Consider the following 14515-nt stretch of genomic DNA (forward strand, 5'->3'; position numbering starts at 1 on the left):
CGGGATCTAGTGGTTGCGGTGGGGGGCGCAGGTCAGGCCGCGTACAGCCGGCAGGCGACGCCGCCCGCGATCAGTTGCGGGTCCTCGCGGTCGCAGCCGTCGAAGGCGGCCGGGCAGCGCGGGTGGAAGCGGCAGCCGGCCGGAGGGTCGGCCGGGTCGGGCACGTCGCCCGGGAGTTCGGTGGGCAGGACCCCGGCGCCGTCCGGCCGGGGAATGGCGGCCAACAGGGCCCGGGTGTAAGGGTGTCGGGGGTCCGACCAGACGTCGGCCGTCGCGCCGGTCTCGACGATCCGGCCCAGGTACATGACCGCGATCCGGTCCGCGATCATGCGTACGACGGACAGGTCGTGGCTGATGAAGAGCAGCCCGGCACCGGACTCCACGGCCAACGACCGCATGAGGGTGGCTACTTGGGCCTGCGCGGAGGCGTCCAGCGCGGAGATCGGTTCGTCGCCGACCAGCAGGCGGGGCCGGGCGGCCAGGGCGCGGGCGATGGCGATGCGCTGGCGTTGGCCGCCGGAGAACTCGTGCGGGTAGCGTCCGGCGGCCGACTCGGGCAACCCCACCCGGGTCAGGTACGTCTCGGGGGTGGCGCCGTCGGCGGGCTCCCCGCGCCCGGCGGCCGTACGGATCCCGTCCGCGATCTGCGTGCCGACCGTGCGCCGCGGGTTGAGCGATCCGTACGGATCCTGGAACACCATCTGCACGCGGGTGAGCGCCGGATCGCGCCGTCGCACGCCGAGTGGGCGCACCGGGGTGCCCTCGAAGTCGATCCGGCCCTCGGAGGGTGGGGTGAGGCCGCAGACCGCGCGGGCGAGAGTCGACTTGCCGCAGCCCGACTCGCCGACCAGGCCGACCACTTCACCGGGCCGCACGTCCAGGCTGACGCCCGCGACCGCGCGGGTCGGCGGCGCCCCGGACCGGTGGTACTGCACGACGAGGTCGGAGACCGACAGCAGGGGCGGGGTCATGACGTACTCCTGGGTGACTCGGCGGCCGTACCCGGACCCGTCGCCGGGGCGTGTTCCGGGAGGGCGTCCAACAGGCTGCGGGTGTACTCGTGTTCCGGCGCGGTGAGCACCCGGGCTCGCGGCCCCGTCTCGACGACCCGGCCGTGGCGCATCACGCTGACCGTGTCCGCGAGCGCGGACATCACGCCCAGGTCGTGCGTCACCAGCAGGACGGCCAGGCCGAGTTCGTCGCACAGCCGCCGCAACAGCCTTAGCACACCGGCCTGGACGGTGACGTCGAGCGCGGTGGTCGGCTCGTCGGCGATGAGCACCCGTGGATCGCAGGCGAGGGCCACGGCGATGGCGATGCGCTGGCGCATGCCTCCGGAGAACTGGTGCGGGTAACGGCCCAGTGCCTCTTCGGGGTTGGGGATGCGGACCTGCCCGAGGAGGTCGACGGCCTTTGCGCGGGCGGCCTTTCGGTCCAGCTTCAGGTGATGGCGAAGGTGGTCCGTGAGCTGATGCCCGACGCTCAGCATCGGGTGCAGACTCGTGGACGGGTCCTGGAAGACCATGCTGATCGCGTTTCCCCGAAGGGAGTTGAGCTGTTTCGGGGGAAGGCCCAGCAGGTCGGTCCCCGCTCCGGAGCCGGAGTCCTCCAGCAGGATGCGCCCCCCTGCGCGCGCACCCTGCGGGAGCAGTCCGAGGGCGGCGAGGCCGGTCATCGTCTTGCCCGAGCCGCTCTCGCCGGCCAGCCCGTGGATCCGTCCGGCTTCCACCACGAGGTCCACCCCGTGCAGGATGCGCACGCCCGAGGGCAGGTCCACGGTCAGACCGGTGATCTCCAGTGCGCTCATGCCACCCGCTCCTTCTCCGCGCCGATGGTGCGCGCCGTGCCGGGATCGAGCGCGTCCCGCAGCGTGTCGCCGAGGAAGTTGAAGGCCAGGACGACGGTGAGGATGGCCAGGCCCGGGAACACCCCGATCCACCACTTGTCGAACTGCTGGGTGCCCGCCGCCACCATCGAGCCCCACTCGGGGGCGGGCGGCTTCGCGCCGAGCCCGAGGAAGGAGAGCCCGGACAGCAGCAGGGTCGCCGTCCCGATGTCGAGGGTGGCGAGCACGAGCAGCGGCCCGAGCACGTTCGGCAGCACGTCGACGCGCAGCGACCGCCAGGGGGAGAAGCCCAACAGCCGTCCGCTGAGCACGAATTCACGCGAGCGGATGCCCATCACCAGCCCCCGGGTGACGCGTGCGTACGAGGGCCAGGAGACGACCAGGACCGCCAGGACCGCGTTCTGGAGGCTGGCGCCGAGCGCCGCGGCGACGACCATCGCGAGGATGACCGTGGGGAAGGCGAAGACCAGGTCGGCGATCCGCATGACGGTCTCGTCCACCCAGCGGCCGAAGAACCCGGCGCAGGCCCCTAGCGTCCCGCCGACCAGCAGCGACATGACGACCAGCAGCAGGGCGAGCGGGATGGAGATCCGGGCGCCGTACAGCACGCGGCTCAGGACGTCCCGGCCGAGTTCGTCGGTGCCGAACCAGTGTCCGGCGCCGGGCCCCGCCAGCCGGGGCAGGTCCTGGGCGAGCGGGTCGTGCGGGGCGAGCAGCGGTGCCGCCAGCACGACCACCAGCCAGAACACGGTGACCATGCCGCCGGTGACCGCCAGGGGACGGCGCCAGGCGCGCGGGAGCCGTTTCAGCACACTGAACCTCACTGGACCCTCACCCTCGGGTCGATCACGCCGTACAGCACGTCCACGGCGAGGTTGACCAGCAGATAGATCACGCCGACCACCAGTCCGACCCCCATCACGGCGGGCAGGTCGAGGGTGGTGGCGCTGCGGTAGGCGTAGGCGCCGAGGCCCGGCCAGGCGAAGATGGACTCCACCAGGACCGTCCCGGACAGCAGCGCCCCGAAGGCCAGGCCGGCGACCGTGATCACCGGGACCAGCGCCGCGCGCAGCACGTACTGCGTGAGCACCGTCCGGCCGGGCAGCCCCTTGGCGCGGGCGGCCCGGACGTAGTCCTGCCCGAGTACTTCGAGTACCGCGGAGCGGGTGAAGCGGGTGAGTAGGCCGACCGTGTAGGCGGTCAACACCAGGGCGGGCAGGGCGAGATGGCGTACCGCGCTCCAGAACACCGGCCACTGTCCGGCGAGGGCCGCGTCGATGGTGTAGAGGCCGGTCACGTCCGGCGGCGCTGTCATGCCGGGGTCGAGACGGCCGCTGCCGGGGGCGATTCCCAGGCGGTAGAAGAAGACGTAGAAGGCGAGCAGTGCCAGCCAGAAGGTCGGCACCGACACTCCCAACAGGCTGAGCACGCGCAGCAGTTGGTCGGTCAGGCGGTCCCGGCGCAGGGCCGCGATCACTCCGAAGGCCACGCCGATGACCAGGGACAGCACGATCGCCGTACCGGCCAGTTCGACGGTGGCCGGCACCGCCGTGCCCAGGTCGGTGAGGACGGACTGGTGGCTCTGCTGGGACTCGCCGAGGTCGCCCTGGAGCAGATTGCCGAGGTAGGTCAGGTACTGGACGGGCAGGGGCTGGTCGAGGCCGTAGTGCTCTCGGAACCGGGCGACGATCGTCGGGTCCCCGACCGCGCGCTGCCCGAGCGCGGCGGCGGCCGGGTCGCCCGGCACGAGGTTGGTGAGGACGAACGTCACCAGTGTCACGCCGAGCATGAGGAGTACGGCCGTGCCGGTCCTGCGGGCAAGGAAGTACGCGAACGGGTGCCGGTGCCGGGCGGCGGAGAAGCGGTTCCGCAGCCCGGCACCTCTCTCACTTGCTGCCGACGGCTGCGACATCGATGGTCCAGACGGGGTTGTAGGTGACTCCGGTGACCGAGGCGGCGGTGACCGTGTGACGGCTGGGCTGGAGCAGCGGCACGAAGGGGCCGGAGGCGTTGAGCTTCGTCTGGATCTGCTGGTAGAGCGTCTTGCGGGTGTCGTCGCCGATGGTGGTGGCGGCCTTCTCGCCCAGCGCGGTCAGTGCCGGGTCGGCGCCCGTCTTCCAGCCGGCCCGCAGACCGACCAGGTTCCCGGGCAGGAAGACCAGGTAGTCGCTGGGGTCCGGGTAGTCCGGGCCCCAGTACCACAGGCCCGCCTCCTCCTTGCCGTTGCGGTACTTGTCCAGCTCCGTGGTGGTCGGCGCGGGGGCGAGGTTCACGGTGATGCCGACCTCCTTCAGCTGGGCCTGGAGGCGCTCGGCGATGGTCTGGAGGGAGAGTCCGTCCACGGTCAGGTCGCTGGGGTAGCCGAGTGTCACGGAAGGGTTCTTGAGGCCGCTCGCGGCGAGCGCGGCCTTGGCCCCGGCCAGGTCCCGGCCCGTCGCCTGCGCGGCGGGCAGTGCGCCGAGGAAGGTCGAGGGGATGATCCCGGCGGCCTGTACCGAGCCCTTGCCCGCGATCGACAGGAGACCGGAGTAGTCGACGCCCTTGCGCACGGCCTCGGCGAACTTCGCGTTCGAGGTCGTGGAGCTGATCTTCTTGTCCTGGTTGAGCAGCAGGAACACCACGTCGGAGGAGGTGCCGCTGAGCACCTTCAGCCCGCCGGTCAGCCCCTCCACCTGGTCGGCGGTCAGGTCGAGCGCGATCTGGCTGTCCCCGCGCTGCACGTTCAGCTTCTGCGTCGGCGCCTGGACGTTGCGGATCACGATCTTGTCGTACGTCGCCCGCGCCGAGCCCGTGTACTTGGGGTTCTTCTCCAGCACGACCTGGGTGTTGGTGTTGAACGAGCTCAGTGTGTAGGGGCCGGAGCCCGCGGAGTGCGTGTTGAGGTAGGTCTCCGCCTTGTCGGCCGCGGTCGCGGTGCCGCCGTTCGCCTCGACCGTCTTGCTGTTGAGGATGCCCAGCGCCGGGTTGGGGAGGATGAACGGCAGCGCGGGGTTGGCCTTCTTCGAGGTCAGGGTGACGGTCGAGGCGTCGGTCCGCGTCACCGTGACGCCGTCCAGGAGGAAGGACGGATTGCCCTTGAGACCGATCACCCGGTTCAGGGAGAACACCACGTCGTCGGCGGTGACCGCGCTGCCGTCGGAGAACTTCGCCCCGGCCCTCAGCTTCAGCGTGAGCGTCCTGCCGTCCGCGGACTGCTGGTAGGTCGCCAGCTCCGGAACGGGCTTGGTGACGTCACCGCCCTTGAAGGTCAGCAGGGTCTGGTAGAGCGCCTTGTCGACGATCTGGCCGGTCGGCTCGAACTCGCGCCCGGGGTCGGCGGTCTTGAGGTTGAACGACGTGTCGATCACCAGCGTCCTGCCGCCCGCGGCGGAGCCGGACGTGGAGCCCGCGGAGCAGCCGCTGAGGGCGAGCGCGGCCACGGCGAGCAGGGACAGGGCGGTGGCCGGGGACGACCCGGTACGTAGTCTCGACATAGGTGTGTCTCCGAGCTTCGGGGCAGAACGGGAGAGGCCGGGCAGCGTCGCCGACGGCGGGGAGAGGGCATGCCCTGGACGTTCCATCGCTAAGGTGGGGTGAAGCTACACAGCACATCCAGTGAATTGGGAACGCTGTGGATGGATGTCTTGAGAAAGGCCCGATCATGGGAGATGCATCCAGCCTCGGACCGTCCGACGGCGACCGGACTGGACGAATCGGCATCGGGCTCAGCCTCGACGCCGTCCACATGAAGATCCTCGATGTGCTCCGCACCCAGGGACGGATCTCCATCGCGGCCCTCGCCCAGCGCGTCGGGATCTCCCGGGCCAGCGCGTACACCCGCTTCGAGGCGCTGTGCGCCGACGGTGTGATCAGCGGGTTCAGCGCCCGGGTCGATCCGCCCCGGGTCGGTCTTGAGGTGTGCGCGCTGGTCTTCGTCACGGTGCGCCAGGACATGTGGAAGCAGTTCCGGGCGACGCTCGCGGCCATGCCCGAGGTCGAGTACTGCGCGGTCACCACCGGCCAGCACGACGCCATGATCCAGATCCGGGTGGCGAACGTGGCCGCCGTGCACCGTCTGGTCACCGAGCGTCTCGCCAACGTGCCCGCGGTGCGGGCCACCGAGACCGTCTTCATCCTCGACGAGGTCTTCCGGCGGCCCTACGTGCTGCCCTCCGACGTGCCGGCCGGTGAGCCGTCGGCGCCCGCCGATCCGCCCGGCGCGACCAAGTTCGGCATGACGCGGTTCATCCGCGCCTCCGACGGGCGGGCCGACATGGAGCGCGGCGTCTAGTTCTGACGGTCAGTCAAGTGCGTTGACGCGTACGGCAGTTGAACCCCTGTGCAGCCGGGGTGCGCGGGCATGTCTTGACATCGGAGAAGCGGGGTGCGTCTAATTTCCTGCATGGAGAGGCAAGAGTTTCTCCCACAGGAAATCCCCATGTAGACAGCGTAGAGCCCAGTGTGCCGCCGCTCGAAGCGTTCATGAGTAACGCGCAGGTTCGCCAAGGGAAAAATCTATGAAGTCACCTTCGCCCGCTCTCGGTTCGCCCGTCCGCCAACCCTGGTGGAACCCGCAGCAGCCGTCCGGAATGCCGGTCCACCGCTACCACCGTCCCGGACCGCTGGAACCGCATCCCCCCGTCCCCCGTGCCTGGCTCGACCAGCCCCTCGACCGGGCCCCGCTGTGGAGTTCGGTGGATCTGAGGGACGGCAACCAGGCGCTCGCCAACCCCATGGACCAGCGCCGCAAGCGGAAGTTGTTCGACCTGCTCGTCCGGCTGGGACTCAAGGACATCGAGGTCGGCTACCCGTCGGCCAGCGAGGCCGAGTTCGACTTCGTCAGACACCTCGTCACCGACGACCGTATCCCTGACGACGTCACCGTCACGGTCTTCACCCCCGCCCGCCCCGAGCTGATCGAGCGCACCTTCGACGCGGTCCGCGGCGCGGAACGTGCCGTGGTCCATCTGTGCCACGCCACTTCCTGCCTGTGGCGCGAGGTCGTGTTCCGCATGACCCCGTCCGAGGTGATGGCGCTCGCCCGGCGCAGCGCCGAACAGATGGTGCGGCTCGCGGACCGCGCGGACGGGGCCGTCCGGTTCGAGTACTCGCCGGAGACCTTCAACGTCACCGAGCCCGACTTCGCCCTGGAGATCGCGAACACGGTCGCCGAGATCGTCGACGCGACACCGGAGAGGCCGCTGACGCTCAACCTGCCGAGCACCGTCGAGATGCACGCACCCAGCGTCTTCGCCGACCAGATCGCCTGGATGCACCAGAACCTCGACCGGCGGGACGCGATCATCCTCTCGGTGCACCCGCACAACGACCGCGGCACGGCGGTCGCCGCGGCCGAGTTCGCGCTGGCCGCGGGCGCCGACCGGGTCGAGGGGACCCTCTTCGGCAACGGCGAGCGGACCGGCAACGTCTGCCTGGTCACCCTGGCCCTGAACCTCTTCAGCCGCGGCGTCGACCCGCAACTCGACCTCTCCGACCTCCCGGGAATCCGCCGCGTCGTCGAGGAGTGCAACGAGATGCCGGTCCCGCCCCGCCATCCGTACGCCGGCGACCTCGTCTTCACCGCCTTCTCCGGCACCCACCAGGACGCCATCGCCAAAGGACTCACCCACCTCGACCGGCAGGCCGCCGAGACGAGCGTCCAGGCCGTCGAACTGCCCTGGGACGTGCCGTACCTGCCGGTCGACCCGAAGGACATCGGCCGCAGCTACGAGGCGGTCATCCGGGTCAACAGCCAGTCGGGCAAGGGCGGTATCGCCCACGTCCTGCGCAGCCGGTGGGGGCTCGACCTGCCCGTGGACCTGCGCGTCGAGTTCGCCGGTGTGATCCAGCGCATCACCGACGTGACCGGCGTCGAGGTGCAGCCGGACCTGATCTGGGACTCCTTCCTCACGGAGTACGTCACCACAGGTGACGGACCCGGCCCCGCCGTCCCCGCTGACGACACCCACGACCCGGTCGAGCCCTTGCTCGCAGCCCTCCGCGACCGCGGAGTACGCGCGGCCGTCGACCAGTTGACCCCAGGTCCGGCCGGACCGGACACCGGCGCCACCCACGCCTGCTACGCCCGGCTCCTCATCGAGGACCGCCCGGTCTGGGGCGTAGGACTCGCCGAGTCGCCCCGCGCCGCCGTCGACCGGGCGGTCCGCGCCGCGGCGCACCGCGCCGGCGTCCGGTTCCGCGCGGACGATCTCCTGCCGCACCTCACCGGACCGCGGGAGGGAACCCGATGAGCGACACGACACCCGCGGCCTACGTCGAACTCGAACCCGGACGGTTCCGCGAGGACGAGGGCCTGCGCTACGAGGACTACGTCGTCGGCCAGGTCTTCGAACACCGCCCCGGCCGCACCATCACCACGACCGACAACGTGTGGAGTTCGCTGCTCTGCCTCAACCAGCATCCGCTCCACATCGACGAGGTCTACGCCTCCGGGACCCCGTTCAAGAAGCTCCTCGTCTCCAGCCTGGTGACCTTCGGCATCGTCAACGGCATGACGGTCAAGACCATCAGCCAGAAGGCCGTCGCCAACCTCGGCTGGGACCGGGTGCGGCTCAACGCCCCCGTGTTCGTGGGGGACACCCTCTACGCCGAGACCACCGTCGTCGCCAAGCGCCCCTCCGCCACCCGGCCCGGCGAGGGCATCGTCACCGTCCACACGGTGGGCCGCAACCAGGACGGCGTCCAGGTCATCGAGTTCGACCGCACCCTCCTCGCGTCCCCGCGCACCCACGGCGTCCACGAGCCGCGAGAGACAGGAGACAACGCATGACAACGCTGCCGCTGATCAGCCTCGGACCGGCCTCGCACGGCGACGAGCGGAAGGTCGCGGACGAGATCTCCCGGGCCTGTACCGAAGTCGGCTTCTTCATCGTCCGCGACCACGGCATCGACCGGAAGGTCTTCGACGACGCCTACGAGTTGTCTCTCGACTTCTTCCGCCGCCCGGCCGAGTCCAAGAACGGGCTCCCCATGCGCACCAGCACGGCCCGCGGCGACAACGACTACAGCCCCTACGGCTACAGCGCCCTGCTCTCGGAGAACGCCTACGCCTACACCGGCAGGGCCGGCATGCCCTCCGACTACGTGGAGAAGTTCAGCGTCGGCCGGCTCGTCCTCGACGATACCGAGGAACTGCCCTTCCCCACCGACCCGGACGGCGCCGCGCTGCGCGCCGCCCTGAAGACGTACTTCGCCGCCTGCGAGTCCGTCGCCGACCGGGTCACCGAACTGCTCACCCTGGCACTGGAGTTGCCCCGCGACTTCTTCGCCGTGCGCACCGACCGTTCCAACGACTCCCTGCGCTCGCAGTTCTACCCGGGCGTACGCACCGAGTTCCACAACGACCAGGGCATGGGCGAGCACACCGACGGCACCCTCGTCACCCTGCTCACCGAGGACGGCCCGGGACTGCAACTGCGGGACCTGTCCGGCGAGTGGATCGACGTCGACGTACCCGAACGCGACTGGTTCATCGTCAACATCGGTGACCTCATGGCCCGTTGGTCCAACGACGAGTACGTCTCGACCCCGCACCGCGTCAAACTCGTCGAGCGCCCCCGCCAGTCCATCGTGTTCTTCAAGCTCGCCAACGACGACGCCGTCATCGAGTGCTTCCCCAAGTTCACCCGGGACCGCGAAGCCACGTACGAGCCGATCCGCTACGAGGCGTTCTCGCTCCAGAAGATGGACGCCCTCTTCGGCCGCGAGGCCCGGCCGTGAAGGTCGACCCGTGCCTGTTCTACGTGCCGGCCTCCCGGGTCGACACCTTGCTGAAGAACGTCCCCCGGGACGCCATCGCCCTGGTCCTGGACCTGGAGGACTCGGTTCCCCGGCACGCCAAGCCGACCGCCCGGGAACGCCTCGCCGACACCGACCTGACCGGCACCGGACTGACCGGTGTCTCGCTGCGGATCAACAGCGTGGAGACACCCGACGGACTCCTCGACCTCCAGGCCCTGCACGCCCTCGGCGGCGAGATCGGCGGCCTTCCCGTACGGACCGTCCTGGTCCCGAAGATCGCCGCCGGACGCGATGTCGCCATCTACCGCTCCCTGCTGTCCCGGCTGCCGGACCCGCCCGAGATCTGTAGCTTCATCGAGACGGTGGACGCGGTGGAGAACGCCTTCGACATCGCCGCCGCCAGCGACGGCCTCTGCTTCGGACAGGCCGACCTCGCCGCCGAGATGTGGGCGCCCGACGCGTCCTATCTGGCCCACGCCCGCGCCCGGCTCTGCGTGGCGGCCTCCCGCTACGGCCTGCCGGCCATCGACACCAACTCCTTCGAGCTGTGGGACATGGACGCCGTCCGCGCCCAGTGCGAGGCCGCGAAGCAGTGCGGCTTCACGGGCAAGGCGGCGATCCACCCCAGGCATCTCGTCCCCATCGTCGAGACGTTCACGGTCGGCCCCGAAGAACTCGACGCCTTCCGGCAGACCATCAAGGACTACGAGTCCGACGAGCGTGGCTTCGCCGTCGCCAAGGACCGCGTCCTCGCCCCGCCCTTCGTGCTGAAGGCCCGCCGCATGCTCGCGCTGCACGACGGCCACACCCGCCCGATCCGCTGACCCCGCTCGTCCCACGCACCCCGGAGGACACTGTGACGACCCCGATCACCGACATCGTCCAGCAGGCCAAGGTCGACGTCTCCGCCTACGAAGTGACCCTGACCGACGGGAAGTTCGGCCCCGTCCCGGACGCCCTCACCACCCGGCTCGTCGCCCTGGTCGCCGACGGAGCGGGCCTCGCCGTCCTGCACGGTGCGGGCTCGCTGCTCGCGGCCCACGGCCTGGACATCGCCGACGAGACCCACGCCGCCGCCGTACGCGACTACTTCGAGGCGATATTCCGCGAGTTCAGCGCGGAGGTCGACTTCAGCAAGTACACCCCCGTCGTCATGGGATACGACCAGGTCGCCAGCATGGACGTCGACGGGTTCAACAAGAACACCCGCTTCACCCCCAACTCCGACCACACCGATTCGCGCGAGTTCCTGACCACCAAGTGCGTCCACTTCGACGCGGCGACGACCTTCATCGGCAACGTCTACGGCCCGTACACCAACATCAGCGGCGGCCTGCCGATCGTGTGCGACACCCGCGCCTACTGCGCGGCGAACGGCGTCGACCCGGCCGACCTGGTCGAACTCATGCCGCACAGCTACAACGTGGCCGTCAAGGAGGAGCACACGGCGGAGATCCTCGCCGGGTACTCCCTCGCCCTCGACGTCGACCTGGGCGCCGACATGGTCATGGTCGTCCTCAACAACGAGGTCGCCGGCGGCCTCGCCCACGCGGGCACCACCCCGAGCCTCACCGACCCGGCCAAGCCCGGCAAGCGCCCCCTCCGTCACATAGAACTCCAGTTCGAGGATGGCGAGAACCTCAACACCTGGTACCGCCACTACCGGCTCCCGATCCCCGAGGTCCACGTCACGGTTCCGGACGTCGACACCCCGGACCACGACCGCTACCACCTCGGCGTCGGCGCCGTGCCCGCCGCGCAGAGCTGAGGACCGCATGTCGCTGCCGCACCGCCCGCCCGTACCGGGCATGGACGCCGTCGACGAGGCCGAACTCGCCGACCTGCTGGACCTGTTGGGGGCCGACGACTGGCCCGAGGACCTCTTCGAGGGCCGAGAGTTCTACGACCACTGGGGCACCCCGACCGCAGCCGACATCGAGGTGTCGGAGCGGCCCGCGGGCGGGGTGCCGGGTTATCTGCTCACCCCGCCCGGGGCCGACACCACCCGGATCGGCCTCTGGCTGCACGGCGGCGGCTACGTCTTCGGCTCCCAGCGCAGCCACGGCGGCATGGTCGCCGAGGCGGCCCGCGCCGCCGGGATCCCCTTCCTCCATCCCCAGTACCGCCGGGCACCCGAACACCGCTACCCGGCGGCCCTGGAGGACGCGCTCAGCGTCTACGTCGCCCTGCTGGACGAGGGCCGGCCACCGGAATCGATCGTCGTGGCGGGGGACTCGGCGGGCGGCGGACTGGCCCTCGCCCTGCTGCTCGCCGCCCGGGACGGCCGGCTGCCGATGCCCGGCGCGGTGGTCTGCGTCTCGCCCTGGACGGATCTCGCCGGCACGGGGGAGACGTTCACCACCAAGGAGGACATCGACCCGCTCATCACCCGGTCTGTCGTGGACGACGTGAAGGAGGCGTACCTCGCCGGTACGGCCCCCGAGACGCCGTACGCCTCACCGCACTACGGCGATCCGCACGGCCTGCCGCCCGCGCTCATCCAGGTCGGGGAGCGGGAGATGCTGCACAGCGACGCCGAACGCCTCGCCGCGAAGCTCGCCGCCGCCGGGGTACCGGTCCGGCTGGAGGTGTGGCCCGGCATGGTCCACGTCTGGCACCTCCACCACACCCGGCTGGCCAAGGCACGCGAGGCCCTCACCCGGATCGGCGACTTCGTCAGGGACCCCGGATCCGCCGTCCCGTCCCCCGTACCCGCGACGCGAGGAGACGCATGCACACCCGTGACACCGTGACCGAGGCGTCGTACGAGACCACGATGGGACCCCACCGGTTCCGCAACAACCAGCGCATGGTGCCGGCGGGCGAGGCGGCCTGGAAGCTGGCCGGGGACCACGGCATGCTCGACATCCGCGTCGACGCCACGCACGGCCAGAACCGGCTGCGGGACGTCCGCACCGGGCACGAGTTCCTGAACCTCGCCTCCTGCTCCTACCTCGGCCTCAACAGCCATCCCACCGTCGTCGAGGCCGGCGTCGCCGCGCTCCGGGAGGAGAACGTCACCGGCCTCGCCATGGCCGAGTTCCGCATCCGCCTGGAAGCCGCGCACCGGCTGGAGGAGGAGCTGTCGGCGCTGTTCGGCACGCCGGTGCTGCCGTCGATCTCCTGCGGGGTGATCAGCTCGGCGGTGCTGCCGCTGCTCGCGTCCGGACACATCACCGGCACCGATCCGCTGGTCGTCGTCTTCGACCGCTTCGCGCACTTCTCCCTGAACTTCGTCAAGCCCGTCGTCGCCGACGAGACCCTCGTCCTGACCTCCCCGCACAACGACATGCAGTTCCTGGAGGACGTCTGCCGCAAGTACCCGCGCGTCGCCTACGTCTGCGAGGGCGCCTACTCCACCGGCGGCCTCGCCGACCTGGAGGGCATCAAGTCCCTCCAGGAGCGGTACGGGATGTACGTCTACATGGACGACTCCCACGCCCTGTCCACCCAGGGGCCGAACGGCGAGGGGTACGCCCGCTCGGTGTTCCGCGACCTCGACGACCATACGATGATCGTCGCCTCGACCGCCAAGGCCTTCGGCTCCACCGGCGGCATCGCGATGCTCGGCTCGTCCAGCGTCTTCGACTTCCTGTACCGCTCCGGCCCGATGGGCTGGTCCCAGGGCCTGCGGACCGCCGCCATCGGGACCAGCCTGGGTTCCGTCGCCGTGCACCGCTCCCCGGAGCTGGGCGAGCGCCAACGCCAACTCGCCGAGAACATCGCCCTGTTCGACCGGCGGATGAAGGACCGCCCGATCAAGGGCGCCGGTTCGCACATCAAGTTCGTCACCGTGGGCGAGAACGAGTGGGCGGTGGAACTGGCCACCGAGCTGTACCGGCGCGGCTACTACTGCTCGGCGATGTTCTTCCCCGTCGTGCCGCGCGGACAGGCCGGCATCCGGCTGATGCTGCGCGGCGACATGACGACCGCCATGACCGAGAAGTTCGTCGACGCCCTCCAGGACGTCCTGGACGGCTTTCTGTGACGGCCCTGGACACCACGCGCACCTCGTCCGTGTGGTTCGTCCGCTCCCTGGCCAAGGCGATGCGCGACGCGCTGAGCACCGGGTCCGTCACCCGGATGCTGGTCCCGCCGCGGGAGACCGTCGAGGACGCGGCGGGCACCAAGTTCATCTCCATGCCCGCCGTGTCCCCCGACCACGACCTCTACGTCAACAAGGTCGCCACCATCCTGGCCTCGCCCGTGCCGGGGCGCGGCGCGACCGTCACCGCCCTGGTACCGATGTTCTCCGTCTCCACCGGCCGCCACCTCGGCACCCTCGACGGGGCCACCGTCACCAACCTGAAGTGCGCGGCGGTCACGGCACTGGTCACCGACCGGTGCGCGGCACCCGACAGCCGGGTCCTGGCGATCTTCGGCTCCGGGGTCCAGGCCCGGCAGCAGTTCCTCGGGGTGTCGGCGGTGCGCGAGCTCGCCGAGGTCCGGGTCTGGTCCCGCGACCGGACCCGGACCGAGGCCTTCGCCCGTGACATCCGCACCCTGTCCGCCGCCGCGGGCGCGCCGGTGGACGTCGTCGTGTGCGACTCCGCCGAACAGGCCGGGCGGGGCGTCGACATCCTGTCCACCGCGACGACATCGGCGACCCCGCTGCCCGTCCCGTCCGAACTGCCCGCGCACGTGCACATCAACTGCATGGGGGCGCACACGACCGAGTCCCGAGAACTCCCGGCCGGCCTCCTGCGCGCCAGCGTGGTCGTCGTCGAGGACCTGGGCACCGCGATCGCCGAGGCGGGCGCGAGCCACGCCCACGCCCTCGAACTCGACGTCCTCGTGTCGCCCGCCTCGGCCGGCTTCGCCCGGCGGCGCACGGTCTTCGCCTCCACCGGATGCGCCTACCTCGACCTGATCACCTGCGCACACCTCGTCAGCCACACCCCGACTCCCACCCACGCATAAGGACTTCAC

14 protein-coding genes are annotated in these 14515 nt (G+C 70.5%); 9 read left to right on the forward strand and 5 right to left on the reverse strand.

Translation table 11 applies throughout. The features are described from left to right. Positions 1 to 32: 32 nt before the first annotated feature. Genes ACIQPR_RS41805 through ACIQPR_RS41825 form a run of 5 tightly spaced genes read right to left on the reverse strand, consistent with a single transcriptional unit; the run spans position 33 to position 5319 of the window. A complete protein-coding gene (locus ACIQPR_RS41805) occupies positions 33 to 971 on the reverse strand; it encodes an oligopeptide/dipeptide ABC transporter ATP-binding protein (RefSeq protein WP_403660333.1) in 939 nt (312 codons plus the stop codon). Then, on the reverse strand, positions 968 to 1807 hold the full coding sequence (locus tag ACIQPR_RS41810; RefSeq protein ID WP_403660336.1) for an ABC transporter ATP-binding protein: 840 nt from the start codon (positions 1805 to 1807) through the stop codon (positions 968 to 970). Before ACIQPR_RS41810 ends, ACIQPR_RS41805 begins: the two co-directional genes overlap by 4 nt. Continuing rightward, on the reverse strand, positions 1804 to 2670 hold the full coding sequence (locus ACIQPR_RS41815; RefSeq protein WP_403660339.1) for an ABC transporter permease: 867 nt from the start codon (positions 2668 to 2670) through the stop codon (positions 1804 to 1806). Before ACIQPR_RS41815 ends, ACIQPR_RS41810 begins: the two co-directional genes overlap by 4 nt. Beyond that, positions 2667 to 3758, reverse strand: a complete 1092-nt coding sequence (locus tag ACIQPR_RS41820) for an ABC transporter permease (protein WP_403660342.1) — start codon at positions 3756 to 3758, stop codon at positions 2667 to 2669. Before ACIQPR_RS41820 ends, ACIQPR_RS41815 begins: the two co-directional genes overlap by 4 nt. Next, the gene (locus ACIQPR_RS41825; RefSeq protein WP_403660346.1) at positions 3733 to 5319 is read right to left on the reverse strand and encodes an ABC transporter substrate-binding protein; all 1587 of its coding nucleotides are present in this window, start codon (positions 5317 to 5319) and stop codon (positions 3733 to 3735) included. The genes ACIQPR_RS41820 and ACIQPR_RS41825 overlap by 26 nt, the downstream gene beginning before the upstream one ends. Positions 5320 to 5486: 167 nt before the next feature. Between ACIQPR_RS41825 and ACIQPR_RS41830 the strand changes: the two genes are divergently transcribed. From ACIQPR_RS41830 to ACIQPR_RS41870, 9 genes are all read left to right on the forward strand, one after another. Continuing rightward, entirely contained in the window at positions 5487 to 6116 is a 630-nt protein-coding gene (locus ACIQPR_RS41830; RefSeq protein ID WP_403660349.1) for an Lrp/AsnC family transcriptional regulator, read from the forward strand. Between the two features lie 226 nt (positions 6117 to 6342). Continuing rightward, positions 6343 to 8076, forward strand: coding sequence for a 2-isopropylmalate synthase (locus ACIQPR_RS41835; RefSeq protein ID WP_403660352.1), 1734 nt, complete (start codon positions 6343 to 6345; stop codon positions 8074 to 8076). Continuing rightward, a complete protein-coding gene (locus ACIQPR_RS41840) occupies positions 8073 to 8615 on the forward strand; it encodes a MaoC family dehydratase (protein ID WP_403660355.1) in 543 nt (180 codons plus the stop codon). The genes ACIQPR_RS41835 and ACIQPR_RS41840 overlap by 4 nt, the downstream gene beginning before the upstream one ends. Further along, positions 8612 to 9565 carry an isopenicillin N synthase family dioxygenase gene (locus ACIQPR_RS41845; RefSeq protein WP_403660358.1) on the forward strand — a complete coding sequence of 318 codons (954 nt, stop codon included), beginning with the start codon at positions 8612 to 8614 and terminating at the stop codon, positions 9563 to 9565. Before ACIQPR_RS41840 ends, ACIQPR_RS41845 begins: the two co-directional genes overlap by 4 nt. Further along, positions 9562 to 10410 (forward strand): HpcH/HpaI aldolase/citrate lyase family protein, encoded by an 849-nt coding sequence (locus ACIQPR_RS41850; RefSeq protein ID WP_403660361.1) that lies wholly within the window; start codon positions 9562 to 9564, stop codon positions 10408 to 10410. Before ACIQPR_RS41845 ends, ACIQPR_RS41850 begins: the two co-directional genes overlap by 4 nt. Before the next feature lie 32 nt (positions 10411 to 10442). Further along, complete coding sequence (locus tag ACIQPR_RS41855) at positions 10443 to 11354, forward strand: hypothetical protein (RefSeq protein ID WP_403660364.1); 912 nt, start codon at positions 10443 to 10445, stop codon at positions 11352 to 11354. 7 nt (positions 11355 to 11361) lie between these two features. After that, the gene (locus ACIQPR_RS41860; RefSeq protein WP_403660367.1) at positions 11362 to 12339 is read left to right on the forward strand and encodes an alpha/beta hydrolase; all 978 of its coding nucleotides are present in this window, start codon (positions 11362 to 11364) and stop codon (positions 12337 to 12339) included. Further along, entirely contained in the window at positions 12318 to 13574 is a 1257-nt protein-coding gene (locus ACIQPR_RS41865; protein ID WP_403660370.1) for an aminotransferase class I/II-fold pyridoxal phosphate-dependent enzyme, read from the forward strand. Before ACIQPR_RS41860 ends, ACIQPR_RS41865 begins: the two co-directional genes overlap by 22 nt. Continuing rightward, positions 13571 to 14506, forward strand: a complete 936-nt coding sequence (locus ACIQPR_RS41870; RefSeq protein WP_403660373.1) for an ornithine cyclodeaminase family protein — start codon at positions 13571 to 13573, stop codon at positions 14504 to 14506. The genes ACIQPR_RS41865 and ACIQPR_RS41870 overlap by 4 nt, the downstream gene beginning before the upstream one ends. Positions 14507 to 14515: the final 9 nt, after the last annotated feature.

This window comes from Streptomyces sp. NPDC091280, from assembly GCF_044768565.1.
Lineage (GTDB): Bacteria > Actinomycetota > Actinomycetes > Streptomycetales > Streptomycetaceae > Streptomyces.